The sequence below is a fragment of the Pseudomonas sp. W2-17 genome (genome assembly GCF_041060445.1).
GTDB lineage: Bacteria > Pseudomonadota > Gammaproteobacteria > Pseudomonadales > Pseudomonadaceae > Aquipseudomonas.
In genome coordinates this window covers 1-23,990 of sequence record NZ_JAUFNS010000004.1, presented here as the reverse complement: position 1 = coordinate 23,990, position 23,990 = coordinate 1, and the positions used below count along the sequence as shown (strand labels likewise).

Genomic DNA, 23,990 nt, shown 5'->3' with positions numbered 1-23,990 from the left:
ACGGAGCCTCACCGATGAAATCCTGTGAAGTCAACTTTGACGGTCTAGTGGGCCCGACCCACAACTACGGTGGGCTGTCCTACGGCAACGTCGCGTCCCAGAACAACTGCCAGCAATCCTCCAATCCGCGCGAGGCCGCTTTGCAGGGCCTGGCCAAAATGAAAGCGCTGATGGAGATGGGTTTCACCCAGGGCGTGCTGGCCCCGCAGGAACGCCCCGATGTGGCCGGTTTGCGCAGGCTGGGCTTCAGCGGCAGCGACGCGCAGGTCATCGAGCGCGCGGCTAAAGAGTCCATGCCGCTGCTGGCCGCCAGTTGCTCGGCGTCGAGCATGTGGGTGGCCAACGCCGCCACGGTCAGCCCGAGCGCCGACACCGCCGACGGCCGCGTGCATTTCACCGCCGCCAACCTCAACTGCAAATACCACCGCAGTATCGAGCACCCGACCACCAGCCGCGTCCTCGGCGCGATGTTCGCCGATCAGCAGCATTTCGCCCACCACGCGGCGCTGCCTGCCGTCGCCCAGTTCGGCGACGAAGGCGCGGCCAACCACACGCGCTTCTGTCGCAGCTACGGTGAGCCCGGCGTCGAGTTTTTCGTTTACGGCCGCGCCGCGTTCGACAGCCGTTTTCCCGCGCCGCAGAAATACCCGGCACGCCAGACCCTCGAAGCGTCCCAGGCCGTTGCGCGTCTGCACGGCCTGAGCGCCGAGGGCGTGGTCTTCGCCCAGCAGAACCCGGCCGTGATCGATCAGGGCGTGTTTCATAACGACGTGATCTCGGTGGGCAATGGCGAGGTCCTGTTCTATCACGAGGACGCATTCCTCAATACCGAGCCCATGCTCGCCGAGCTGCACAACAAACTCGGTCAGCGGGGCGGTCGCTTCCAGGCCATTTGCGTGCCGCACAGTGAAGTGGCCGTGGAAGACGCGGTGCGTTCGTACCTGTTCAACAGCCAGTTGCTGTCCCGCGCCGATGGTTCGATGCTGCTGATCGTGCCGGAAGAGTGCCGCAGCAACGAACGCGTGTGGCATTACCTGCAGCGCCTGCTGGCGGACGACAGCCCGATCAGTGAGGTGAAGGTATTCGATCTCAAGCAGAGCATGCAGAACGGCGGCGGCCCGGCGTGCCTGCGTCTTCGCGTGGCGCTGAATGAAACCGAACTGGCAGCGGTCAATCCAGGCGTTATCATGACCGCGCCGCTGTACGACACGCTGACGCAGTGGGTCGACAAGCACTATCGAGACCGCATGAGCGACAGTGATCTGGCCGATCCCCAACTGCTGATTGAATGCCGTACGGCGCTGGACGAGTTGACGCAGCACCTGAAACTGGGCGCGGTCTATCCTTTCCAGATCAACTGATGCACCCCCTCCGTTACGCCTGCGCCCAAGCGGCGTCAGGCGGCGATGTTTTTGCTTTTACAGAGAGAGTTTTGCCATGACCGACGCGCTGCGTTTGATCCTTGAAGACACCGACGGCACTCAGCTGGAAACGTCCTGCACCCGTCTTGCCGTTATCTGGCAGGGCAAAGAGGTCTGGATTCAACAAGACGGCCGTGGTCAGTTGCTGATCGGCGTTGACGTCGAAGAAGGCGACGCCGAATACGCCAACCTGTTGCTGCGTCCATTGGCGACCAATCTGGTCAGCCTGCAGCTGGAAATGGAACCGGCTGACATGAGCGGCGACGACGAAGACGGCCACGTGCACGGCCCAGACTGCACCCACGACTAAGCCTGCGCAGGAAGCTCCCCATGCTCGCCCTCGGCAAACTGCTTGAACTGACCCTCGCGGGTCGCGAACCCGCGGAAAAGACTCAGCTGACCGTCGACGGCGTTCGCATGCGCTGGCTCGCCGAGGGGGCGCTGGAAGTCCGGCCTCCCGAAGCGCGTGATAATGGCACCGACCTGCTGTTGTCCGCCGGCATCCACGGCAATGAAACCGCGCCCATCGAGCTGCTCGACGCGCTGATTCACGCCATCGCCCGAGGCGAACTCAAGCCTCGCGCACGTATTCTGTTCCTGTTCGGCAACCCCGAAGCGATGCGTAGCGGCGGGCGTTATGTCGAGCAGGACGTCAACCGGCTGTTCAATGGCCGTCATGAACACAGCGGCGGCAGCGAAGCCTTGCGCGCCTGCGAACTCGAGCGTCTGGCCGCCAGCTTCTTCAACATTCCGGGCCGCTACCGCCTGCACTACGACCTGCACACGGCGATTCGCGGCTCGAAGATCGAGCAGTTCGCGCTGTACCCGTGGAAGGAAGGTCGCGCTCATTCACGCCGCGAACTCGCCCGGCTGCGCACTGCCGGCATGGAAGCGGTGCTGCTGCAGAACAAGTCCTCGATCGTGTTCAGCGCCTACACCTACGACAAGCTCGACGCCGAAGCCTTCACCCTGGAACTGGGCAAGGCGCGCCCGTTCGGGCAGAACCAGCAGGTCAATCTCGACAAGCTGAAGTCCTGCCTCGAACGCCTGATCGCCGGCACCGAAGCCGATGAGCATGCGGATCTGAACGGGTTGCAGCTGTTCAGCGTGGCCCGGGAGATCATCAAGCACAGCGACGCCTTCCGCCTGCACTTGCCGGCGGACATCGAGAATTTCACGGAACTGGAAAAAGGCTACGTGCTGGCCGAAGACCTGGCCGATTCACGCTGGGTGATAGAAGAAGAGGGCGCCCGGATCATCTTCCCCAATCCGAACGTCAAAAATGGATTGCGGGCGGGGATTCTGATCGTGCCGGCGACTGACGAGACATTGGCCTGACGCGCCGATACCGGTTCTCCCTCACCAATATCAGGGGCACCGGCACTTTCCCGCTGAACGCTGACTGTGGGAGCCGAGCTTGCTCGCGAAGGGGCCTGTATATCGCTACATTCGCAGCGGCTGGAATGCCACCTTCGTGAGCAAGCTCACTCCCACAGGGGCCGGTACAGCCGCTAAATTTGTAGCGGCTGAAATGCCGTCTTCGTGAGCAAGCTCACTCCCACATGACCGTGTTCACTGCGCCACATTGTGGTGTCTTCAACGGCCCTATATATCTTGCCGTTGAAGTGCCGTTTCAGTGGGCGCCTGCGTAATCAACCCGCCGCTTTCTGCACCTCACCGACCCGACGCACTGCACGCAGTTTAGTCAGCGTGTCCGCGCAGGTCTTGGCCGCTTCCTGACCCTTGTGTACGAAGTGATCGAAGAAGAACTTCTGATGCTCTTCACCGGCGTGGAAGTGGTGCGGGGTCAGCACGACCGAGAACACCGGCACTTCGGTTTCCAGCTGAACCTGCATCAGCGCGCTGATCACCGATTGCGCCACGAACTCGTGACGGTAGATGCCGCCGTCGACCACCAGACCGGCCGCCACGACGCCGCCGTAGCGACCTGACTTGGCCAGCAACTTGGCGTGAAGCGGGATTTCGAACGCGCCGCCAACTTCAAAGAAATCGATGTCGGTCTCGGCGTAACCGTGTTGCGCCATCTCGGCGACAAAGCCCTTGCGCGCCTGATCGACGATTTCCTTGTGCCAGCAGGCTTGAATGAAGGCGATGCGCTCGTGAGCGTGAATGGCGGTAGGTTGCATGTGTTCTGACTCCTGTTTAATGAAAAAAACAGGGCGTTTTGGATCGAATGGGATGCCAGGGTACGTGCAAGACAGTCCACGACGCCAAGCGCCTGGAGGTGTCTCGAAACGATCCTGCTGTGCCAGTCCCGTTCTCTCTTCATCCGGACTATGACCGTCGGCCCCGGGATCACACCGGGTCTGCTGACCTTGCATCGAGAGTAAGCCCGCTGCAAGCGCTCGCGGGCTAGACGCATTGCGCGCCATTACCGCCGGTGGGGAATCGCACCCCGCCCTGAGAACGTTACCAACGGCGTTTTCCGTCGGCGTGCAGTTTGTAACATAGATTTCCGGGATTCGCTTGGAGCCTTTTTGATGGTTTTCATCAGCTTTTCTTATAAGGCGGCTTGGCATTCCAGTCCCAAGCCTTGATTATCGATGCCCCGGGCCTCAGAACTGAGGCTCGACCCTAATGAACGGGAGCTTCATCGTGGCGGTTATCGATCTGCGCAGTGACACCGTGACTCAACCCTCGGCCGGCATGCGCGACGCCATGGCCAGCGCGCCCCTTGGCGATGACGTGTATGGCGAAGACCCGACGGTCAACCGGCTGGAATCGTGGCTGGCGGAGCGTCTCGGTTTTGCCGCCGCGCTGTTCGTGCCAACCGGCACCATGAGCAACCTGCTCGGCCTGATGGCTCACTGCGAGCGCGGTGACGAATACATCGTCGGTCAGCAGGCGCACACCTACAAATACGAAGGCGGCGGCGCGGCGGTGCTCGGCTCGATCCAGCCTCAACCCCTCGACAACCAGGCGGACGGATCGCTGGACCTGAATCAGGTCGCCGCCGCCATCAAGGCCGACGACTTTCACTTCGCCCGCACCCGGTTGCTGGCCCTGGAAAACACCATGCAGGGCAAGGTCCTGCCATTGGAGTATCTCGCGGCCGCCCGGGCATTCACCCGGGAAAAAGGGTTGAATCTGCACCTCGACGGCGCTCGCCTGTACAACGCCTCCGTCAAACTGGGCGTGGACGCGCGTGAGATTACCCGGCATTTCGATTCGGTTTCCGTGTGCTTGTCCAAAGGGCTCGGCGCGCCGGTCGGCTCAGTGCTGTGCGGCTCGAGTGAGTTCATCGCCAAGGCGCGGCGCCTGCGCAAGATGGTCGGCGGCGGCATGCGCCAGGCCGGCATCCTGGCAGCGGCGGGGTTGTACGCGCTGGAGCATCAGGTCGAGCGTCTGGCCGACGACCACGCCAATGCCACCGCCTTGGGGAAGGCGCTTGCGGACCTCGGTTTTGACGTCGAGCCGGTGCAGACCAACATGGTTTACGTACGGATCGGCGATCGCGCCCAGGCGCTCAACGCCCTGTGTGCCGAGCGCGGTATCGTGCTGAGTGCTGCGCCGCGGCTGCGCATGGTCACCCATCTGGATGTGACGGCTGCGCATCTGGACAAGGTGGTTGCGGCATTTGCCGAATTTGGCGTTCGCTGATCGGGTGATCAGCCCGATTGCCGGTTTCTATCGAATAACACGCTGTACCGAGCGTACAACGCCTATATAATGCGGCCCTTTGCCGTCGCTGCGTCGAACGACGCTATGCATGTGCCAGGCCGCAGTTTCCGTGGAAGAACCTATGAAAAGCGCAGAAATCCGTGAAGCCTTCCTTCGCTTCTTCGAAGAGCAAGGCCACACCCGAGTCGCCTCCAGCTCCCTGATCCCGGGCAACGACCCGACCCTGCTGTTCACCAACGCAGGCATGAACCAGTTCAAGGATTGCTTCCTCGGCCAGGAAAAACGGGCCTACACCCGCGCCGTCAGCAGCCAGAAGTGCGTGCGTGCCGGTGGCAAGCACAACGACCTGGAAAACGTCGGTTACACCGCGCGTCACCACACCTTCTTCGAGATGCTGGGCAACTTCAGCTTCGGCGACTATTTCAAGCGCGACGCCATCACCTACGCCTGGACCTTCCTCACCGGCGTGCTGAACCTGCCCAAGGAAAAACTCTGGGTCACGGTCTACGCCTCGGACGACGAAGCCTACGACATCTGGACCCAGGAAATCGGCGTGCCGGCCGAGCGCATGGTGCGCATCGGTGACAACAAGGGCGCGCCTTACGCCTCCGACAACTTCTGGACCATGGGCGACACCGGCCCGTGCGGCCCCTGCACCGAGATCTTCTACGACCACGGCGCCGACATCTGGGGTGGCCCGCCGGGTTCACCGGAAGAGGACGGCGACCGCTACATCGAGATATGGAACAACGTGTTCATGCAGTTCAACCGCACGGCCGACGGCGTTCTGCACCCGCTGCCGGCGCCATCGGTCGACACCGGCATGGGCCTTGAGCGCGTCAGCGCCGTGCTGCAACACGTCAATTCCAACTACGAAATCGACTTGTTCCAGAGCCTGCTCGCCGCTGCTGCAAAAGCCATCGGTTGCAGCAACGACAATCAGGCTTCCCTGAAAGTCGTCGCCGACCACATCCGCTCGTGCGGCTTCCTGATTGCCGACGGCGTGCTGCCGTCCAATGAAGGCCGTGGCTACGTGCTGCGCCGCATCATTCGTCGCGCTTGCCGTCACGGTAACAAGCTGGGCGCCAAGGGCAGCTTCTTCTACCAGATCGTCGCCGCACTCGTTGCCGAAATGGGCGAAGCCTTCCCTGAACTGAAAAACCAGCAGGCGCATATCGAGCGCGTGCTCAAGGCCGAAGAAGAGCAGTTCGCCAAGACCCTGGAGCAGGGCTTGAAGATCCTCGAGCAGGATCTCGCCGAACTCAAGGGCACCATCGTCCCCGGCGACGTTGTGTTCAAGCTCTATGACACCTACGGTTTCCCGATGGACCTGACCGGCGACATCGCCCGCGAACGCAACCTGACCCTCGACGAGGCCGGTTTCGAACGTGAGATGGACGCTCAGCGTGAACGTGCGCGTTCCGCCAGCGCCTTCGGCATGGACTACAACAGCCTGGTCAAGGTTGACGTGGCCACGCAGTTCACCGGCTACAAAGCTACCGCAGGCGAAGCGAAGGTCGTCGCGCTCTACAAAGACGGCATCGCGGTCGAGCAACTAAGCGAAGGCGAGGACGGCGTGGTCATCCTCGACCAGACCCCGTTCTACGCAGAATCCGGTGGCCAGATCGGCGACAGCGGTTACCTGACCGCGGGCGATGCGCGCTTCGACGTGAGCGACACCACCAAGACCGGCGGCGCGTTCCTGCACCACGGTGTGCAAGTGTCGGGCAGCCTGAAAGTCGGCACCACCGTCAGCACCGAAGTGGCTGCCGAAGTGCGCCAGGCCACGTCGTTGAACCACTCCGCCACGCACTTGCTGCACGCGGCGTTGCGCCAGGTGTTGGGCGATCACGTTCAGCAGAAAGGCTCGCTGGTCGACAGTCAGCGCCTGCGTTTCGACTTCAGCCACTTCGAAGCCATCAAGCCCGAGCAGATCAAGGCGCTTGAAGACATCGTCAACGCCGAAGTCCGCAAGAATACGGCCGTCGAGACTGAAGAAACCGACATCGAGACCGCCAAGAAGAAAGGCGCCATGGCATTGTTCGGCGAGAAGTATGGCGACAACGTCCGCGTGTTGAGCATGGGCGGCGGGTTCTCGGTCGAGCTGTGCGGTGGCATTCACGCCAACCGTACCGGCGATATCGCGCTGTTCAAGATCATCAGCGAAAGCGGTGTGGCCGCAGGCGTGCGCCGTATTGAAGCGGTCACCGGCGCCGTGGCGCTGGAGTACCTGAACGCTGCTGAAGAGCAACTGAAGGAAGCCGCGAACCTGGTCAAAGGCAATCGCGACAACGTTCTGGACAAGCTGTCGGCGGTGCTGGAACGCAACCGTCTGCTGGAAAAACAGCTGGAACAGTTGCAGGCCAAGGCGGCCAGTGCTGCGGGCGACGATCTGTCGGGCTCGGCAGTGGACGTCAAAGGCGTCAAGGTTCTCGCTGCCCGTCTCGACGGTCAGGATGGCAAGGCGCTGCTGGCCCTGGTTGACCAATTGAAGAACAAGCTCGGCCGCGCAGTGATCCTGCTCGGCGGGGTGCATGAAGACAAGGTCGTCCTGGTGGCAGGCGTCACCAAAGACCTGACTGGCCAACTCAAAGCCGGTGATTTGATGAAGCAAGCGGCTGCCGCTGTAGGCGGTAAAGGCGGCGGTCGTCCTGACATGGCGCAAGGCGGCGGTGTTGATGCTGCCGGACTCGAAGCAGCGCTGGCACTGGCTGTTCCGTTCGCCGAACAAGGTATTTAAGTCGACCCACCCGGAGCCTGTCATTCGGGTTCCGGCGCTTCGCGGTTTGAATGATAACGGGCGCCCTTCATGGGCTGAGGCGGCTTTGAGATGGCTTTAATCGTACAAAAGTTTGGCGGCACCTCGGTGGGCTCGGTAGAGCGCATCGAACAGGTGGCCGACAAGGTCAAGAAATTCCGTGATGCGGGCGATGATCTGGTGGTCGTGCTTTCGGCCATGAGCGGCGAAACCAATCGCCTGATCGAACTGGCTCGGCAGATCAGCGATCAACCGGTGCCACGTGAGCTGGACGTCATCGTTTCCACCGGCGAGCAGGTCACGATCGCACTGCTGGCCATGGCGCTGATCAAGCGCGGTGTGCCGGCTGTGTCGTACACAGGTAATCAGGTCCGCATCCTGACCGACAGCGCCCATAACAAGGCGCGTATTCTGCAGATCGACGATCAGAAAATTCGCGCTGACCTGAAGGCTGGTCGTGTGGTGGTGGTCGCCGGTTTCCAGGGCGTCGACGAAGACGGCAACATCACGACCTTGGGTCGTGGCGGTTCCGACACCACCGGCGTGGCGCTGGCCGCGGCCTTGAAAGCCGATGAATGCCAGATCTACACCGACGTCGATGGCGTCTATACGACTGACCCGCGTGTTGTGTCGCAGGCCCAGCGTCTGGACAAGATCACCTTCGAAGAAATGCTGGAGATGGCGAGCCTCGGCTCCAAGGTCCTGCAGATCCGCGCGGTCGAGTTCGCCGGCAAGTACAACGTCCCGCTGCGCGTACTGCACAGCTTCAAGGAGGGTCCAGGCACCCTCATTACCATTGATGAAGAGGAATCCATGGAACAGCCGATCATTTCGGGCATCGCCTTCAACCGCGACGAAGCCAAGCTGACCATCCGTGGCGTGCCAGACACCCCGGGCGTTGCGTTCAAGATTCTCGGCCCGATCAGCGGCGCGAACATCGAAGTCGACATGATCGTGCAGAACGTTTCGCACGATAACACCACCGATTTCACCTTCACCGTACACCGCAATGATTACCAGGCGGCGTTGCAGGTTCTGCAGAACACGGCCAGTGAAATCGGCGCACGCGAAGTGATCGGCGATACCAAGATTGCCAAGGTTTCCATCGTCGGTGTCGGCATGCGTTCCCATGCCGGGGTTGCCAGCCGCATGTTCGAAGCGCTGGCCAAGGAGAGCATCAACATCCAGATGATCTCGACCTCCGAGATCAAGGTATCGGTGGTGATCGAAGAGAAGTACCTGGAGCTGGCCGTGCGCGCGCTGCACACTGCCTTCGAGCTCGACGCGCCGCGTCAGGGCGAGTAAGCCTTGGGCAGAGGGCGCGGTTTCTGCTGCGCCTTCTGCAAGTGGATGTGCGCAAGTCGCTATTCTTTTTCCGGCGCTGGTCGATACTGAGGCATGGACCTACGGCTTCTGGCTCGGGATCATGCTGTATGTCTGTGCAGACTGTAATCCCTTGAATGTAAGCCGTAAGGAGATAGGTATGCTGATTCTGACTCGCCGGTGCGCGGAAAGTCTGATCATTGGTGATGGTGAAATCACCGTGACCGTGCTCGGGGTAAAAGGCAATCAGGTGCGCATTGGGGTCAACGCGCCCAAGGAAGTGGCTGTTCACCGCGAAGAGATTTACCTGCGTATAAAGAAAGAGAAGGACGAAGAACCAAGCCATTAATTTTTATTGAATTTTTGGTTTGCAAACGGGGAAAAGGGTGGTTATTATACGCCCCGTGTTGCGGAGAGCTGGCCGAGTGGCCGAAGGCGCTCCCCTGCTAAGGGAGTACACCTCAAAAGGGTGTCGGGGGTTCGAATCCCCCGTTCTCCGCCATTATTTGCGTAGTACGTTGTAATCTGGCTTGATCGGTAAGTTGTTGAATTTACTAGAAAAAGTGCTTGACCAAGAGATTTGACGGCCTATAATGCGCGGCAACAAATGCACTCGTAGCTCAGCTGGATAGAGTACTCGGCTACGAACCGAGCGGTCACAGGTTCGAATCCTGTCGAGTGCACCATTTAAGCGTTGTTTGTAGTGATACGAATAACAGTCTTAAGTTAGAAAGAGCCTGGCTTCAACAGGCCTTCGGAAGCACCACTCACTTCCAGAAGTAAAATGCGATGCCCAGAGGTGAACTGGTTTAAAAAGCGCCATCTGCACTCGTAGCTCAGCTGGATAGAGTACTCGGCTACGAACCGAGCGGTCACAGGTTCGAATCCTGTCGAGTGCACCATAAAACGAAAAGCCCGCATGCAAATGCGGGCTTTTTGCTTTCTAGCGTTTGCCTTTTACGCAGCCGTGCTCATCAAAAGACAACTGTCTGCTGCGACCCTTCTTCTCGTCATACACATAACGGACCTCAGCGTTACGGCTGATGATCTTGTCCGGTCGCCCCAGTAAATTTTCCACGTCGCGTTTGCTCATTCCCGTTGGCGTCTGCTGATTGATGATCGCCTTGCGCCGTTGCTCCGCACTCAGCATATTTCCGCAACCATCATCGCGCTGACCCACGACCACCACTTCGCTACTTTTGCGCTTTTGCAGGGTGTCCGTTTTTGCAGGTGGAGGAGGGAGTATAAAGAGCATGCCCGATGTGGGATTGACACCCTGTGGCGTTATGACTTGCCCACTGGGGCAAGCCAGTGTGGTGAAGGTCACGCTGCCGCTCTGATCCTGGCAGCGATTGACGGTGGTGGCGCCTGCGCTGAGTGGCGAAAAAAGCAGCAGGGTAATGAAGAGCTTTTCAGTGTTCAGCGGCATCGCGATGTCCTCCCTGACCAGTGTCCGGCAAGGGTAGCGATGAGGAATTCTCACGGCGAGCGGGTTTTGTTCACCGGATGTGACCGGGCGGCATCGCTGACTCGGACAGCGATGAACGTTGTGTTGCAACCGATTGTTTCACGTTGAATTTTTAGCCTCCCGCCACAGCAAGCGGTGTATGATTGCGCCCGTCAGCCCCGCCGGGGCTTGTGGACTACCTCCATGGACTTACCCAGTAGCAACTCAACACTAAGTTTCACCAATCAAGAATCGACTGATTGATCTTCTGGCGGGTTCCACTGCTGGGAGTGGAGTTCGCCTATGACCCAAATCGAAGTAAAAAAGACGCAGGAAAGCCTTCAGGATCGCCTTGCCCAAGTCATCGACTTGCTGCAACGTCAGCGTATCGTCGAAGACCTGACACACCGTCAGGAAGGCCAGCACCAGGATCGCGTCGAGAGCCTCGTTCACCGGCAGAACCTCGTCGAGCTGCAGCGTAAGCTCGACGACCTGCACTCCGCCGACGTGGCCTATATCCTCGAAGCACTTCCCCTCGAAGACCGTCTGACGGTCTGGCAGCTGGTGAAGGCCGAGCGTGACGGCGACATCCTTCTCGAAGTGTCCGATTCCGTTCGGGAAACCCTGATCGCCGACATGGACGATCACGAGCTGCTGGCCGCCGCCAAGGAGATGGACGCCGACGAGCTCGCCGACCTTGCGCCAGAGCTGCCGCGCGATGTTGTCCATGAGCTGATGGAGGCGCTGGACAGTCAGCAGCGCGAGCGCGTGCGCTCCGCCCTGTCCTATGACGAGGAGCAGGTCGGCGCCCTGATGGACTTCGAGATGGTGACCATCCGCGAGGATGTCAGCCTGGAAGTCGTTCTGCGCTATCTGCGCCGTCTTAAAGAGCTGCCCGGTCACACTGACAAACTGTTTGTGGTCGATTCCGACGGCGTGCTCAAAGGCGTGCTGCCCATCAAGCGCCTGCTGGTCAACGACCCCGAGAAGCAGGTGTCGGAGGTCATGGCCAGTGATCCGGTGAGTTTCCATCCTGATGGCGATGCGTATGAAGCCGCCCAGGCGTTCGAACGTTACGACTTGATTTCTTCCCCGGTGGTCGACAAGAACGGCAAGCTGATCGGCCGTTTGACCATCGATGAAATGGTCGACCTCATCCGTGAGGAGAGCGAAACCGAAGTGCTCAACATGGCGGGTCTGCGGGAGGAGGAAGACATCTTCGCTTCCGTCTGGCGTTCACTGCGCAACCGTTGGTCCTGGCTGGCCGTCAACCTGATTACCGCCTTTCTCGCCTCGCGGGTCATCGGCCTGTTCGAAGGCTCCATCGAAAAGCTGGTGGCGCTGGCAGCATTGATGCCGATCGTGGCAGGGATTGGGGGCAACTCGGGCAATCAGACCATCACGATGATTGTTCGGGCCATGGCCCTCGATCAGGTCAACACTGGCAACACCTCACGCTTGATGCGCAAGGAGCTGGCAGTCGCGCTCATCAACGGCCTGGTGTGGGGCGGGGTGATCGGGATCGTCGCTTACCTGCTGTATCACAGCTGGTCCCTTGGGGTGGTGATGACCGTCGCCATGACATTGAATCTGCTGTTGGCAGCGTTGATGGGTGTGCTGATCCCCATGACACTTTCCAGGCTTGGTCGCGATCCGGCGATGGGCGCCAGTGTGATGATTACGGCCATGACCGACAGTGGCGGGTTTTTTATCTTTCTGGGGTTGGCGACGGTGTTTCTGCTCTGACCCCACGGTTCAAACAAAGCCGCCTTCAGGGCGGTTTTTTAATGGGCGCGAAACACCGACGGCATTAATTTCAGGCACAAAAAAGCCAGCAGAGCGCTGGCTTTCAAGTCTCTGGTTTAAACGACTTATTTGTCGTCGTTTGCCAGGCTAGTGTCGTGTGCAATCAGGGAAACCAGTGCGTTCTGCTGGCGGTGAGCCAGCTGACGGAAGCGCTGCAGCAGCTCGCGTTCGTGAAGCGAAAGCTCGGGGCTATCCAGGCGCAGACTTGGCTCGTCACCCAGTGAACCTTCCTGAATCAAACTCTGCTCAAGACGCGCAATAATTTCCGAGTTCATGCTGCGATGATGATGTTTGGCAACGTCCGCAATACGCTCGCGCATGCCTTCCGGTAGACGAACTACGAACTTGTCAGCTGTGCGACTGGAATAATTGGCCTGTTTCATAGGGCTCATATATTTAACCGAATTAGTTCAAAGAGAGAGGCGGTTCTTGCATTAGGCCGCGAGATGTCATGCTCTGACTGTCTTTTAGCTGAAATGTTCAACCACCCGCATAAAGGACCGCCATCCTGCATCAATACGTCGGATCCTTGGCGTCAAATGTGTGACAAATATTGAACTAGATAAAGGCTTTTAGCCAGCACCAATTATCCGAAATGCGTTCTGGTTTGCAAAGTGGATAATGAACATCCCGACAGAGCTGGACAACGCCGTGATGGCTATCTGTCTCCAGCGTAGTGGGAGAGTGAGGATAATACGAGGGGCGAGTCAAGAAAGAGACGAAGGGTCGAATGAGGCGAGGCAGCTCCGGCGTCAGGAAGCCGCCGGAGAGATGACGATTGCCTTGGCGCCAGATCAGAGAGCGCTCAGGGCTTGGCCTGGCGTAATACCGGATCAAACTTGATACGGCGGCCTACGAACAGCGCTGCCACGAACAGGCTGGCAAAAACCCCGGCTGCTGCTTTAGCCAAGGTGCTCAGAGTTTCCATTGACGGATCCAGGAGCTGGTCTGCGGCGATGGCCATCAGGGCCAGGATCAGGAACGAAATTGCTGGTTTGGACATGGCTGCTCTCTAATGGGTGCTCTCTGACAGAGGGCGGGTCGGAGCCGTTGGAATGATTGACAGTGACTGCCGATCAAAACACCCAGCTTTCCGAGCGGGTAACCGGCACGGCATCTTCATTGTCATGGGCCAGAATGGCTTCTGTGCCCTGGCCTGGCATGGCCGCGAACCGCGGGGTCTGTTGCAGGAGGTAATGAGGCTGAGCCTGGACGACGACGGTCTCTGACTTCACCGCCTCTGACTGGCTGCCATCATCCTGAAAATGAAAGGCGACCAATGCGACAAGCGCGGCAGCGTTGAGCAGGGACAGTGTCATGTTCATCTCGGGTACCTTCGCTGGGACGGCGTTCAGAGGGGTGGTGCGCGAAGAAGAGTAGTGCAGTCCGCGTGCCAACATATGAGGCGGATAAATCCCTTATAAATCAACAATATAGATCGTATATTCGGGATTGTAGGGTTGCGATTTGCAATATGGCCCATGGCCGCCCTTGCATTCTGCACGATAGCCCTCTGATGTGACTGGCGGGCAGCATCCTACGGCGCCTGTTGATAATGACGACATGACAAGCCAGCGCCTTGTCGTTAAGATGCACGCCGTCTGTTTTGGTGTCCTCTTAGTTCAACGGATAGAACGAGCCCCTCCTAAGGGCTAGATGCAGGTTCGATTCCTGCAGGGGACATATCTGATCTACTCCTCCTCTCGCCTCAGCACGTCATCTTTCACATAAAGCCTCTCGGCCCCCCGGCCATTCGAAACACTCCCTCGTTTAGGCCCGCGCGCTCGCGTCAGTGTGCTGATCCGCGTACCACCGATTGCGACCATTATTTTTCGCGTAATAAAGATAGGCATCCGCTGCTTTGATCATGCCGGCAGGCGTCGTGTCCTCCAGCGCCGGGAATCTGGCTGTGACGCCGGCACTTGCAGTGACAATCTGCTCGGGGTGATCGGCGTGAGCCAGCGCGAGCCCCCGAATGGCCAGCAGGATATCCTCGGCGAGACGGCCCGCGCCCTGGATGTCAGTATCCGGCAGCAGCACGGTGAATTCCTCGCCACCGTAGCGAACGGCGAGGTCGGCAGGGCGTTTCAAAACCCCGCTGATGGCCTGGGCGACCTGCTGGAGACAGTCGTCACCTGCCGCATGGCCGTAGCGGTCGTTGAAGCGTTTGAAGTAATCGATGTCGAGCATGATCAAGGCGAGCGGGTAACGCTGCCGTTTTGCGCGACCGATCTCGCTGTTGAGCGCCATGTCGAGTCGCCGCCGGTTGCCCAGTCGGGTCAGGCTGTCGGTCAGCGCCATGTCTTTGACCGCCTGATGGGCAAAGCGAATCTCGCTCTCCATGGCCATGCGGCCGCGCAATTGCGTGAGCACGATGTAGGCAAATCCGATAAACCCGGCGATCAGGACCAACAGCACGAGTCCGGACTTGAGCAGGTCATGACGCCACGGCCCGACGAAGGATTCTCTCGACAGCCCGGCTGCGACCACCAGCGGATAACTCGACAGCGCACGAAAGGCGTACAACCGGTATGTGCCGTCCACCACGGCTTTGATCTCCACAGTCCCTTCATTGGCGGTCGGCAGGTAGCGTTTGAAGATCTCGCTGTCGGCCAGGCTTTGCCCCACCACGGAATCCATGAACGGGCGCCTGACCAGGATCGTGCCGTCCCGCATCGCCAGCACCAGCGCGCCGCGGTCATCAATCTTGAAGTCGCCGTAATAATCCATGAAGTAGCTGAGCTTGATGGTCCCGAGCAGCACGCCCGCGAACGAGCCATCAGGATTGTTCAGCCGACGGGAGACGGGGATGATCAACTCGCCGGTGGAACGGCTCTTGACCACGTTGCTGATGCGCACGTTTTGATCGGTATGGGTGCGGTGATAGTTGAAGTAGTCCCGGTCTGCGTTGTTTGCGGTGTCCGGGGCCACGTCTTTGTCGGTCACGATCCATCGCCCGTCGGCGCCGTAGATGAACAACCCGTGGAGCTGAGGCATGAGTTTGGATTGCTGCACCATCAGCGCGTGGATACGTGGAACGTTGATATTGGCCAGACCATCGCTCTCGACACGCTCACCGATGGCGTAGGTCAGGATGTCGACCTGCCTGATGGCGTCCTCAGCGTGCTGCGCCGTGGCACGGGCCAGGTTGGTGACCGAGTCCCGGGCGAAGTCGTAGGCGTGGTTGTAGTCGCGCCAAGCGCGCCACCCCTCCACCGAAACGAACGTCAGCAGCACCAGAATCATGAATGCGAGAGTGAGGCGAAAGACGGCCGTGTTGCGCCCCGGGCCCAGGTCCAATAGATCGAAGGCGCCTGACGGCGGTGGGTGCTGTTCGCCTCCTGGCATGCTCACTGGCCTCCTTTGATAGTCAGCTGTGGACGCTGCCGACCGCTTTGATCAGCGCGTCTGCCATTTCTTCCGCGCTCAGTTGAGGGCTCAACACGGTTTTGCGCATCGTCTCGATCGGCATGCTGGGCACGGGCGCTTCCTCGGGCCGCTGCACGAAACTCAACCCGCCGGCGTTCCTGACCTCTACCGCGCCATCCGCACCATCGGAATCGCCGCCTGACAGCACGACGCTGATCACCCGCTCGCGAAATACGTCGGCAGCTGTGGCGAACAGGCGATCGGCGGCAGGACGTGCGAGGTGCAGCTTGGGGCCGTCGCCTAGATGAATGATCCCGGGCGAGACGACCTCCAGATGCCGGTCAGGAGGTGCCAGATACACACGGCCAGGCAATACCGGCTCGCCTTCTTTGCCGTAGCCGACAGACAGCGTCGAGTAGCGACCGAGCACCGACGCCATGTAGTCCGGACCTGTCGGGTTCGTGTGAATCACGATGAGCACGGCAGCGGGAAAATCCTTCGGTAGCTTGGCGAGCAGCTGTCGCAGGGCTTCCGTGGCGCCTTGCGCACCACCGATCACGATCACATCCCTCATCACTTGCGTGTTTTTAGCGTCCATACCTTTCTTCCTGAATGGTTCCATAGGATGGACACAGCGCAAGCACTTGCCGTTCATTTTCACGTCTTCAAGCGCTGATGAACGTCACAACGCGCGTCGGGCGGCCGTGGTGCTGTTCAACAGACAATAAAAAAGCCACGAGACGCGCAGTCTCGTGGCTTTCGTAAACAGCCGTATCAGCGTAGATGCAAACCGGTCAGGCGTTGTTACAGCGCCATGTCGCTGGCGGGCTTGCTTTCAGCAGGCTTGCCCGGCGCGGCAGTGCTGGTGCCGACGCTCTGATCGAGCACTGGCGGTTTGCCCAGTTGCAGCACTTCGGCGGTGTAGTTCCACTCTTGCTGAACAGCGGCTGGCGAGTCATTCAGCTTGGTGCCATAGCTCGGCACGATCTGATGGACCTTCGCTTGCCACTCAGGCGTCGCGAGCTGGGTCTTGAACAGCTTTTCCAGGACGTTGAGCATGATCGGTGCAGCGGTCGACGCGCCTGGCGATGCGCCCAGCAGGGCAGCGATGGTGCCGTCCTGAGAAGAAACGACTTCGGTGCCCAGTTTAAGCACGCCGCCCTTGTCGGCATCACGCTTGATGATCTGCACGCGCTGACCGGCTTGCCACAGGCGCCAGTCTTCTTTCTTGGCGTGCGGGAAGTATTCCTGCAGCGCCTTGAAGCGGTCGTCGTCGGACAGCATTAACTGACCGGCGAGGTACTCGACCAGCGGGTACTGCTCCACGCCCACTTTGGTCATCGGCCAGAAGTTGTGGGTGGTCATGCTGCTGAACAGGTCGAAGTACGAACCTTCTTTCAGGAACTTGGTGGAGAAGGTGGCGAACGGGCCAAACAGAATGACGCGCTTGCCGTCGAGCACGCGGGTGTCCAGGTGCGGAACCGACATGGGCGGCGCGCCAGTGGAGGCGATGCCGTAGGCCTTGGCCATGTGCTGCATGGCAACGGTCGGGTTCTCGGTCACCAGGAACGAACCACCAACCGGGAAGCCTGCGTAGTCCTGGGCTTCGGGAATGCCGGATTTCTGCAGCAGCTTCAATGCGCCGCCGCCTGCACCGATGAACAGGAACTTGGCGTCGGTACCGGTGGTGGTGCCGTCTTTCAGGTTCTTGTATTCAACGTGCCACGAGCCGTCGTCGTTGCGGGTGATGTCGTTGACTTCGCTGGACAGCTTCAAATCGAAGTTCGGGCGGGTCTGCAGGTACGACACGTACTGGCGGGTGACTTCACCCCAGTTGACGTCGGTGCCGATCGGCGTCCAGGTGGTCGCTAGCTTCTGCGAAGGATCACGGCCTTCCATCATCAGCGGGACCCACTTGGCGATCTGTGCCGGGTCTTCGGAATACTGCATCGGGCGGAACAGCGGGCTGGCTTGCAGCGCGTCATAACGCTTTTTCAGGAATTTGATGTTGTCATCGCCCCACACGAAGCTCATGTGCGGTGTGGTGTTGATGAACGAAGGCGGGTTCTTCAGGACGTTCTGGCGGACCTGCCAGGACAGGAACTGACGGGTGACCTGGAAGGCTTCGTTGATCTCGATGGCTTTGGAGATGTTGACCTTGCCGTCTTTGTCTTCAGGCGTGTAGTTCAGCTCGGCGAGGCCGGAGTGACCGGTGCCGGCGTTGTTCCAGCCGTTGGAGCTTTCTTCGGCGACGGCGTCGAGGCGCTCGACCATTTCCATCGACCAGCCTGGTTCGAGTTCATTGAGCCAGACGCCCAGGGTCGAACTCATGATGCCGCCGCCGATCAGCAGTACATCGACTTTCTTGCTTTCTGCGGCATGGGCTTGCAGGAAGGTGGCCGAAATCGCGAGGCCCAGTAGAGCGGTGCTCGTTTTCTTGAACATCGAATCATCCAATAGATAGAAAGTTATCCGCCTGCAGCATTCGTCGCGCAACGTCCTGCGATGCCGGGCGCCAGTGTGCGGCGCGAACGTCAGACAGGCTTCGCTCTCGGAAAACGAGGAGGAAGGGTCAAGAGGCCAGTAAAAAAGTCGACCTCGTGTTCTATGTCCCTCGGTGCTGTGCTTTTTATTCGATCATTGGAATCAGCAGCTTGAGTAAACATCATCCACCGCAGGACCTGGTCATCAGGTCCATCCCCTGCGGCGGGCGGGGATTGTACCCGAAATGTCATTTTCGACAAATCGGGTGCCAAATTAGTCAATACGCCATTTTGTCTCAGGGTGGCGATTGGCTGGCCGGGCGCCGAGACGCCAAGCCGTTTACAGGGTGAATTTGCCCACCATGGAGTGGAAGGAAACGGCCAGCCGCGACAGCGCCTGACTCGACGCGCTGGTCTGATTGGCGCCCGCTGCGGTCTGCGTTGACAGGTCCTGAATGTTCACCAGATTGCGGTCCACCTCACGGGCCACTTGCGCCTGCTCTTCCGCCGCGCTGGCGATCACCAGGTTGCGTTCGTTCATCTGGCTGACGCCTTCGCTGATGCGTTCCAGTGCATGGCCGGCTTCGGTGGCCAATGATTGGGTGTGCACGGCGATCGCCTGGCTCTTGCCCATGGCCTGCACGGCTTCTTCGGCGCCATTGCGCACCTTGGTGATCATCGACTCGATTTCGCCGGTGGAGGTTTGAGTGCGGTGGGCGAGGGCACGTACCTCGTCTGCCACCACCGCAAAGCCACGGCCTTGCTCGCCGGCGCGGGCCGCTTCGATAGCGGCGTTGAGCGCCAGCAGGTTGGTCTGCTCGGCGATCCCGCGGATTACGTCGAGGACTTTGGTGATGTCGCGGATCTGCCCGGCCAGCGCTTCGACGCGTTGGGTCGATTCGGTGATTTCCACGGTCATGGTGTTCATCGCGGTGACAGCCTGCTGCACTTGTTGCTGGCCCTTGATGGCATCTTCGGAGGTCTGCGCAGACACCTGCGAAGCGCTCGCGGCGTTGCGCGCCACTTCTTCCACCGCAGCGGTCATCTCGTTGACGGCCGTGGCGGCTTGCTGAATTTCATCGTTCTGACGCATCAGCCCGCGGGTGCTGTCGTCGGTCACCATGGTCAGTTCTTCAGCGGCGGACGCCAGTTGATCCGAAGCGGTGGCGATCTGCTGAACCGTGCCCTTCAGGCTGCCCTGCATGTTGGACAGCGCCTTGAGCAACTGGCCGGTTTCGTCCTGACCGCCGACCTCGATGGCCTGACTCAGATCACCGCCCGCCACTCGGGTGGCGCTGGCCACGGATTGATAGATCGGTCGGGTGATCATTCGCGTGACGATCAGCCCCAACGCAATGGCGCACACCACCGCGATCAACGAACCGATGATCAGAATCCACGTCACCTGCTTGTCCGTTTCGATGCCTTCCTGGGCCTGTTCATTGGCTTGCCGAGCGTTGGACTGGATCATGATCTTCAGCTCGCCCATGGTCTTGCGATAAGTCGGGGTCACGCTGGTGGCAGCCAACTTGCTGGCTTGTTCGAGATCGCCGCTTTGCACCACCGACAGGGCGTTGAGGGCAGCGCTGATGTAAGCGGCCCAGTCGCGTTCGAAGTCATCGCCAGCGGCTTTTTCATCCGGGTCCAGCGGCGTGGCCCGGTAAGCCTTGAAGTCAGTCTCGGCCTGCGCCTGGTTTTCCTTCAATGACTGGATCGCCGCGTTGATGTCATCCGGGTTGGCCTTGAGCGCGCTCAGTCCGATGACCTTGAAGAAGTCACGGTTGGTTGCGATGACGTTGGCTTTGACCGAATCGACTGTGGCGATTGAGTAAAGGTTATCGCTGACGGTGTTCTGGAAAAGATCGTACAGCCGGGAAATACCGCTCTGCCCCAGTACACCCACCACCACGGTGATCAGTGCGCACAGGCAGAAAGCCGAAAGGAGCTTGGTCTTCAATTTCAGGTCGGTCAGCCAGGACATGGAGTGCACTCGGACGGGGATAGGGGCTGCGGCTGTTTGGATACGCGCTGCATGACTGGCTATCGGCGGAGGGCTCAAGGACTTTACCCGTTTGCGTATGCCTCCTTTCGCGTCGATGCCCCGTCAACACGGCGCGAGGGCGTGATTTTTTCCCGCATGGCGTGCCTAAGCTTTGCCCTGCTGCCGCCGATAACTCGGACAAGTGGCGTCATGCCGCAACTTTATTGGCCCTCTCTGCCCAGACCGGGAACGAGACCGCCGCCCTTGCAAGTGCCTCAGGGCCGACTATTTATCCGGTGACAGGAATCTCGATGCTGGCGTGGAACCAAAAAACCTTTCTGATCGTCGACGATTTTTCCGACTTCCGCAGTTCGGTCCGCTCGATGCTGCGCGAGTTGGGCGTCAAGGCGGTGGACACTGCCGACACCGGCGAGGAGGCGCTGAAGATGTGCGCGCAGAAGCGCTACGACTTCATCCTCCACGACTTCAATCTGGGTGACGGCAAGAAGAACGGCCAGCAGGTGCTCGAGGATCTGATGACCGATCGACTGATCAGCCACGAAAGCGTGTTCGTCATGGTCACTGCCGAGAACAGCCAGGCGATGGTGATGAGCGCGCTGGAGTGGGAGCCGGATGCGTACCTGACCAAGCCGTTCAACCGTGCGAGCCTGGCTCAGCGTCTGGAGAAGATCGTCCAGCGCAAGACCCTGCTCAAGCCGATCCTCCAAGCGCTAGACCGTGGCAATCCGACCGAAGTGTTGACGGCCTGCGCTGCGCTGACCAAGCAGGACCCACGTTTTGCGCCGCTGTGCCTGCGCTACAAGGCCGATGCACTGCGTGACCTTAACCAACACGAGCCGCTGGAAGCCTTCCTTAAGTCGATCCTCGCCGACCGCCCGCAACCCTGGGCGTATGTGGCGCTGGGCAAGCTGCTGTTCAAGCGCGGGCGCAACGCTGAAGCGCAGGGCGTGTACGAAGAAGCGATTCGCGCCTTCAATGCCATGCCGGTGCTGTACGACGGGCTGGCCGACGTGTTGGTGGCCAGCGGCGACAACAAGCGTGCGCAGAAGATGCTGGAAGAGGCGGTGCGGTTATCGCCGTACGCGGTGCGCCGTCAGCGTCTGCTGGGCAAGCTGGCGCTGGAAAACGAGGACTTCGATGGCGCTTCAAAGGCCTATCGCCAGGCCGTTTCCCAAGGCCAGTTCTCCCGCTTCAAGGACCCCGAAACCAACCTCGGTTTTGCTCAGGCACTGATCAGCCGTGGCGGCGAGCGCGGGCTGGATGCCCGCACCCGCATCGAGATCAACCAGACCCTCACCGAAGTCGCCAAGGAAAACGGCAACGACGCCGGCCTGCAAGTGCGCGCGCGTCTGATGAAAGCCACCAGCGTCGCGTCCTCCGATCCGGAAATGGCCGCGAAGCTGACCGAGCAGGCAATGGAACGGCTTGAGGGCATGGAGCAGTTTCTCAGTGCTGATGCAGCGCTGGCGGTGGCTTCGCAGCTCAAGGCGCTTGGTCAGGAGGACGCTGGCGCGGGCATTCTGAAAAGCTGTGCCGAAATCTACGGCGACGATCCAGTGGTGATGCAGAACATCGCCCGGCAGACCGACGATCCCGAGATTCTCGGCGCCGGCAAAGCGGCCATCGATTTCAACATCCAGGGCATTCGCTGCTACCGCGCCGGCAAGCTCGGCGAGGCGCAGGACTTGTTCCGTCAGGGCCTGGCCCTGCAACCGAAGAACATCAGTATCGCCCTGAACATGGCACAGTCATTGCTGCACATGGGCGTCCAGAATCTCGACGCGGCGAGCCTGGCGGAATGCCAGAGCAGTCTCAAGATGGTCGGCAAGATGCCGGAGACCGACCCGCGCTTCGAGCGTTTCCAGAAACTGCGACTCAGGGCTTTCGGCGAATGAAAGATCAGGATCTCGGGCTCGACTTCTCGATGGTGATTGCGTCCACCGTTCACGACATGAAGAACGCGCTGGGGTCGTTGATCCAGGCCCACGGCCAATGGGTCAAGCAGCTTCCGGAGGCCTGTCGTGGTACGCCGGATCAAGGCGTCATCGATTACGAGTTCGCCCACCTCAACGGCATGCTGGTGCAACTGCTCGGGCTGTATAAGCTGGGGGTCAACCAGCTGCCGTTGCGCCCCGATTATCACGAGCTGGATGACTTCATCGAAGCGCAGCTGGCGTTCCATCAGGAAGTGCTCGTCAGTCGTGGCATCACGGCGCGCTATGCGGTGAACGACTTCGGTTTGCCGGGCTTCTTTGATCGCGAGCTGGTCGGTTCAGTGGTGTCCAACGTGGTGATCAACGCCATTCGCTTTGCGCGCAGTGAAGTGTTGATTACGGCAGGGCAGGTCGGCGAGCAGTTGGTGATCAGCATCAACGACGACGGACCGGGGTTTCCGCTACGCATGATCGAGGAACAGACCGATTACGTGCTGGGTATCAACCAGAACAGCGGGAGCACTGGGTTGGGCTTGTATTTCGCGGCGAACATCGCCAGACAGCATCAGCGCAAAGGCGTCCCCGGCCACATCGAAATCGCCAACGGCGGCGAGTTGGGCGGCGGGCTGTTCAGCATTTATCTGCCATGAGATTAAGGGCAGCTTTGCTGCGGTCGAGAGCAGATCAAAGGCTTCCCGGCTAAAGCTGGTCCTACGAAGTGCACGCGTCGTTTTGTGGACTTACAACTTCACGCCTTTGCCCAGCACCACATTCAGCGCGTTGCGCGCATCGTCCAGTTGCACCAGCGTGGCGTGATGGGCGCCCAGCGCATCGCGGTTTTCGATGGCGGTGAGGATCGCACGATGGCGGGGCAATGCCAGTTCGTGCAGGTTCGGGCGTTTGTTGGAATGCTTCAACGCTTCGCGCAGTGCCAGCGAGAGCATGTTGCACAAGTGCGCGAGCAAGTCGTTGTGGGTCGCGTCGGCGATGCGGCTGTGGAAATCGAGGTCCGGCTGCAGCACGTCTTCAACGGTCGGCGCGGCGGCCATGCGATCGTAGGCCTCGCCGATGGCGGTGATGTCTTCAGGGGTCGCGTGTTGCGCGGCGAGGGCGGCGGCGGCCGGTTCGATGATGCTGCGCACGCTGGTGAGCAGGGCGAAAAACTCGTTCTGCGGCGAGCTTTGCATCAGCCAGTGCAGCACGTCGGGGTCGAGGATGTGCCATTCGCGGCGCGGCTTGACCACCGTGCCCACCCGTGGCCGGGAATACACCAGCCCTTTGGCGACCAACACCCGCGTGGCTTCGCGCAGCACCGGACGACTGACGGCATATTCTTCACAGAGCAGGGCTTCGGCGGGGAGTTTGTCATCGGGCTTGAAGCGGCCCGAGACAATCTGCATGCCGATGTCCTGGACAATGCGCGAGTGCATGCTTTTACGGTCGGAGGGCTTACGGTAATCCATGGGGCGCGGGGCAATCCTGAGCGGTGAATGCGGCGCATCATAGCATTGGCGGAGAGAGAGGCGCGCCGCTCGAAATGACCTGAGATTGTGCGGCTGAACAAACGCGATTCCCTTGACTGACGCAGATTCTGTGGGAGCGAGCTTGCTCGCGAAAGCGTCAGTCCAGCCACTGCATCTTTAGTGGCGGAACATCAGCATTCGTGAGCAAGCTCGCTCCCACGAGACCGTGGCTGACTCGAGATTTCGAGCCATCCCGAGGACCTGTGGGAGTGAGCTTGCTCACGAAGACGCCAGTCCAGCCGCTGGATATCTAGCGGCTGAAAGTCAGTATTCGCGAGCAAG

General features: G+C 60.0%; 20 protein-coding genes, 4 tRNA genes and 1 riboswitch. Of the genes, 14 read left to right on the top strand and 10 right to left on the bottom strand.

Going from position 1 to position 23,990, the window contains the following annotated elements:
* Positions 1-14: 14 nt before the first annotated feature.
* From astB to astE, 3 genes are all read left to right on the top strand, one after another.
* Positions 15-1,361, top strand: a complete 1,347-nt coding sequence (astB, locus tag QWI20_RS05845) for an N-succinylarginine dihydrolase (protein ID WP_369304621.1) — start codon at positions 15-17, stop codon at positions 1,359-1,361.
* Positions 1,362-1,437: 76 nt separating this feature from the next.
* Positions 1,438-1,731, top strand: coding sequence for a topoisomerase II (locus tag QWI20_RS05840; RefSeq protein ID WP_237250524.1), 294 nt, complete (start codon positions 1,438-1,440; stop codon positions 1,729-1,731).
* Between the two features lie 20 nt (positions 1,732-1,751).
* Entirely contained in the window at positions 1,752-2,759 is a 1,008-nt protein-coding gene (astE, locus tag QWI20_RS05835; RefSeq protein ID WP_369304620.1) for a succinylglutamate desuccinylase, read from the top strand.
* A 314-nt stretch (positions 2,760-3,073) separates the two neighbouring features.
* On the opposite strand, the gene QWI20_RS05830 is transcribed toward astE, so the two are convergent.
* Positions 3,074-3,568 carry a 6,7-dimethyl-8-ribityllumazine synthase gene (locus QWI20_RS05830; RefSeq protein ID WP_065986193.1) on the bottom strand — a complete coding sequence of 165 codons (495 nt, stop codon included), beginning with the start codon at positions 3,566-3,568 and terminating at the stop codon, positions 3,074-3,076.
* A gap of 126 nt (positions 3,569-3,694) precedes the next feature.
* A riboswitch (FMN riboswitch) is annotated at positions 3,695-3,854 on the bottom strand.
* A gap of 183 nt (positions 3,855-4,037) precedes the next feature.
* On the opposite strand from QWI20_RS05830, the gene ltaE reads away from it, so the two are divergent.
* From ltaE to QWI20_RS05795, 7 genes are all read left to right on the top strand, one after another.
* Positions 4,038-5,042, top strand: a complete 1,005-nt coding sequence (gene ltaE, locus QWI20_RS05825; protein ID WP_369304619.1) for a low-specificity L-threonine aldolase — start codon at positions 4,038-4,040, stop codon at positions 5,040-5,042.
* A 142-nt stretch (positions 5,043-5,184) separates the two neighbouring features.
* A complete protein-coding gene (gene alaS, locus QWI20_RS05820) occupies positions 5,185-7,803 on the top strand; it encodes an alanine--tRNA ligase (RefSeq protein WP_369304618.1) in 2,619 nt (872 codons plus the stop codon).
* 90 nt (positions 7,804-7,893) lie between these two features.
* Positions 7,894-9,126, top strand: a complete 1,233-nt coding sequence (locus QWI20_RS05815; RefSeq protein ID WP_122537559.1) for an aspartate kinase — start codon at positions 7,894-7,896, stop codon at positions 9,124-9,126.
* A 178-nt stretch (positions 9,127-9,304) separates the two neighbouring features.
* Positions 9,305-9,493: a carbon storage regulator CsrA gene (gene csrA / locus QWI20_RS05810; protein WP_002554426.1), complete on the top strand. Its 189-nt coding sequence runs from the start codon at positions 9,305-9,307 to the stop codon at positions 9,491-9,493.
* A gap of 62 nt (positions 9,494-9,555) precedes the next feature.
* Positions 9,556-9,646: transfer RNA gene (locus tag QWI20_RS05805), tRNA-Ser, on the top strand.
* A gap of 107 nt (positions 9,647-9,753) precedes the next feature.
* Positions 9,754-9,830, top strand: a tRNA-Arg gene (locus tag QWI20_RS05800).
* 139 nt (positions 9,831-9,969) lie between these two features.
* Positions 9,970-10,046 (top strand) — tRNA-Arg (locus tag QWI20_RS05795).
* 41 nt (positions 10,047-10,087) lie between these two features.
* Here QWI20_RS05795 and QWI20_RS05790 read toward each other — a convergent pair.
* Positions 10,088-10,573: a DUF4124 domain-containing protein gene (locus QWI20_RS05790; protein ID WP_369304616.1), complete on the bottom strand. Its 486-nt coding sequence runs from the start codon at positions 10,571-10,573 to the stop codon at positions 10,088-10,090.
* Positions 10,574-10,894: 321 nt separating this feature from the next.
* On the opposite strand from QWI20_RS05790, the gene mgtE reads away from it, so the two are divergent.
* On the top strand, positions 10,895-12,337 hold the full coding sequence (gene mgtE, locus QWI20_RS05785) for a magnesium transporter (protein ID WP_074890355.1): 1,443 nt from the start codon (positions 10,895-10,897) through the stop codon (positions 12,335-12,337).
* A 125-nt stretch (positions 12,338-12,462) separates the two neighbouring features.
* On the opposite strand, the gene QWI20_RS05780 is transcribed toward mgtE, so the two are convergent.
* The 3 genes from QWI20_RS05780 to QWI20_RS05770 form a co-directional block, all read right to left on the bottom strand.
* The gene (locus tag QWI20_RS05780) at positions 12,463-12,789 is read right to left on the bottom strand and encodes an Arc family DNA-binding protein (protein ID WP_192171010.1); all 327 of its coding nucleotides are present in this window, start codon (positions 12,787-12,789) and stop codon (positions 12,463-12,465) included.
* Positions 12,790-13,202: 413 nt separating this feature from the next.
* Positions 13,203-13,400, bottom strand: coding sequence for a PA3371 family protein (locus tag QWI20_RS05775; RefSeq protein WP_369304613.1), 198 nt, complete (start codon positions 13,398-13,400; stop codon positions 13,203-13,205).
* A gap of 73 nt (positions 13,401-13,473) precedes the next feature.
* Positions 13,474-13,722, bottom strand: a complete 249-nt coding sequence (locus QWI20_RS05770; RefSeq protein ID WP_369304612.1) for a hypothetical protein — start codon at positions 13,720-13,722, stop codon at positions 13,474-13,476.
* A gap of 286 nt (positions 13,723-14,008) precedes the next feature.
* Between QWI20_RS05770 and QWI20_RS05765 the strand changes: the two genes are divergently transcribed.
* Positions 14,009-14,080 (top strand) — tRNA-Arg (locus QWI20_RS05765).
* A gap of 87 nt (positions 14,081-14,167) precedes the next feature.
* On the opposite strand, the gene QWI20_RS05760 is transcribed toward QWI20_RS05765, so the two are convergent.
* The 4 genes from QWI20_RS05760 to QWI20_RS05745 form a co-directional block, all read right to left on the bottom strand.
* Entirely contained in the window at positions 14,168-15,643 is a 1,476-nt protein-coding gene (locus tag QWI20_RS05760; protein WP_369304887.1) for a diguanylate cyclase, read from the bottom strand.
* 124 nt (positions 15,644-15,767) lie between these two features.
* Positions 15,768-16,364 carry a chemotaxis protein CheB gene (locus QWI20_RS05755; protein WP_369304611.1) on the bottom strand — a complete coding sequence of 199 codons (597 nt, stop codon included), beginning with the start codon at positions 16,362-16,364 and terminating at the stop codon, positions 15,768-15,770.
* Positions 16,365-16,570: 206 nt separating this feature from the next.
* Positions 16,571-18,211: a malate dehydrogenase (quinone) gene (gene mqo / locus QWI20_RS05750; RefSeq protein ID WP_369304609.1), complete on the bottom strand. Its 1,641-nt coding sequence runs from the start codon at positions 18,209-18,211 to the stop codon at positions 16,571-16,573.
* A gap of 378 nt (positions 18,212-18,589) precedes the next feature.
* Positions 18,590-20,230 carry a methyl-accepting chemotaxis protein gene (locus tag QWI20_RS05745; protein ID WP_369304607.1) on the bottom strand — a complete coding sequence of 547 codons (1,641 nt, stop codon included), beginning with the start codon at positions 20,228-20,230 and terminating at the stop codon, positions 18,590-18,592.
* A gap of 311 nt (positions 20,231-20,541) precedes the next feature.
* Here QWI20_RS05745 and QWI20_RS05740 point away from each other — a divergent pair, with 311 nt between their 5' ends.
* Together QWI20_RS05740 and QWI20_RS05735 are read left to right on the top strand one after the other, a co-directional pair.
* On the top strand, positions 20,542-22,146 hold the full coding sequence (locus tag QWI20_RS05740; RefSeq protein ID WP_369304606.1) for a response regulator: 1,605 nt from the start codon (positions 20,542-20,544) through the stop codon (positions 22,144-22,146).
* Entirely contained in the window at positions 22,143-22,835 is a 693-nt protein-coding gene (locus QWI20_RS05735) for a sensor histidine kinase (RefSeq protein WP_369304605.1), read from the top strand. Before QWI20_RS05740 ends, QWI20_RS05735 begins: the two co-directional genes overlap by 4 nt.
* A 90-nt stretch (positions 22,836-22,925) precedes the next feature.
* Here QWI20_RS05735 and QWI20_RS05730 read toward each other — a convergent pair whose 3' ends face one another.
* Entirely contained in the window at positions 22,926-23,648 is a 723-nt protein-coding gene (locus QWI20_RS05730; RefSeq protein ID WP_369304604.1) for a FadR/GntR family transcriptional regulator, read from the bottom strand.
* Positions 23,649-23,990 lie beyond the last annotated feature (342 nt).

What these genes read in the sequence shown, in the direction of transcription:
- astB (WP_369304621.1), top strand. Translation starts at nt 15, where the DNA reads ATGAAATCCTGTGAAGTCAACTTTGACGGTCTAGTGGGCCCGACCCAC.
- QWI20_RS05840 (WP_237250524.1), top strand. Translation starts at nt 1,438, where the DNA reads ATGACCGACGCGCTGCGTTTGATCCTTGAAGACACCGACGGCACTCAG.
- astE (WP_369304620.1), top strand. Translation starts at nt 1,752, where the DNA reads ATGCTCGCCCTCGGCAAACTGCTTGAACTGACCCTCGCGGGTCGCGAA.
- QWI20_RS05830 (WP_065986193.1), bottom strand. Translation starts at nt 3,568, where the DNA reads ATGCAACCTACCGCCATTCACGCTCACGAGCGCATCGCCTTCATTCAA.
- alaS (WP_369304618.1), top strand. Translation starts at nt 5,185, where the DNA reads ATGAAAAGCGCAGAAATCCGTGAAGCCTTCCTTCGCTTCTTCGAAGAG.
- QWI20_RS05815 (WP_122537559.1), top strand. Translation starts at nt 7,894, where the DNA reads ATGGCTTTAATCGTACAAAAGTTTGGCGGCACCTCGGTGGGCTCGGTA.
- csrA (WP_002554426.1), top strand. Translation starts at nt 9,305, where the DNA reads ATGCTGATTCTGACTCGCCGGTGCGCGGAAAGTCTGATCATTGGTGAT.
- QWI20_RS05790 (WP_369304616.1), bottom strand. Translation starts at nt 10,573, where the DNA reads ATGCCGCTGAACACTGAAAAGCTCTTCATTACCCTGCTGCTTTTTTCG.
- mgtE (WP_074890355.1), top strand. Translation starts at nt 10,895, where the DNA reads ATGACCCAAATCGAAGTAAAAAAGACGCAGGAAAGCCTTCAGGATCGC.
- QWI20_RS05780 (WP_192171010.1), bottom strand. Translation starts at nt 12,789, where the DNA reads ATGAGCCCTATGAAACAGGCCAATTATTCCAGTCGCACAGCTGACAAG.
- QWI20_RS05775 (WP_369304613.1), bottom strand. Translation starts at nt 13,400, where the DNA reads ATGTCCAAACCAGCAATTTCGTTCCTGATCCTGGCCCTGATGGCCATC.
- QWI20_RS05770 (WP_369304612.1), bottom strand. Translation starts at nt 13,722, where the DNA reads ATGAACATGACACTGTCCCTGCTCAACGCTGCCGCGCTTGTCGCATTG.
- QWI20_RS05760 (WP_369304887.1), bottom strand. Translation starts at nt 15,643, where the DNA reads ATGATTCTGGTGCTGCTGACGTTCGTTTCGGTGGAGGGGTGGCGCGCT.
- QWI20_RS05755 (WP_369304611.1), bottom strand. Translation starts at nt 16,364, where the DNA reads ATGGACGCTAAAAACACGCAAGTGATGAGGGATGTGATCGTGATCGGT.
- mqo (WP_369304609.1), bottom strand. Translation starts at nt 18,211, where the DNA reads ATGTTCAAGAAAACGAGCACCGCTCTACTGGGCCTCGCGATTTCGGCC.
- QWI20_RS05745 (WP_369304607.1), bottom strand. Translation starts at nt 20,230, where the DNA reads ATGTCCTGGCTGACCGACCTGAAATTGAAGACCAAGCTCCTTTCGGCT.
- QWI20_RS05740 (WP_369304606.1), top strand. Translation starts at nt 20,542, where the DNA reads ATGCTGGCGTGGAACCAAAAAACCTTTCTGATCGTCGACGATTTTTCC.
- QWI20_RS05735 (WP_369304605.1), top strand. Translation starts at nt 22,143, where the DNA reads ATGAAAGATCAGGATCTCGGGCTCGACTTCTCGATGGTGATTGCGTCC.
- QWI20_RS05730 (WP_369304604.1), bottom strand. Translation starts at nt 23,648, where the DNA reads ATGGATTACCGTAAGCCCTCCGACCGTAAAAGCATGCACTCGCGCATT.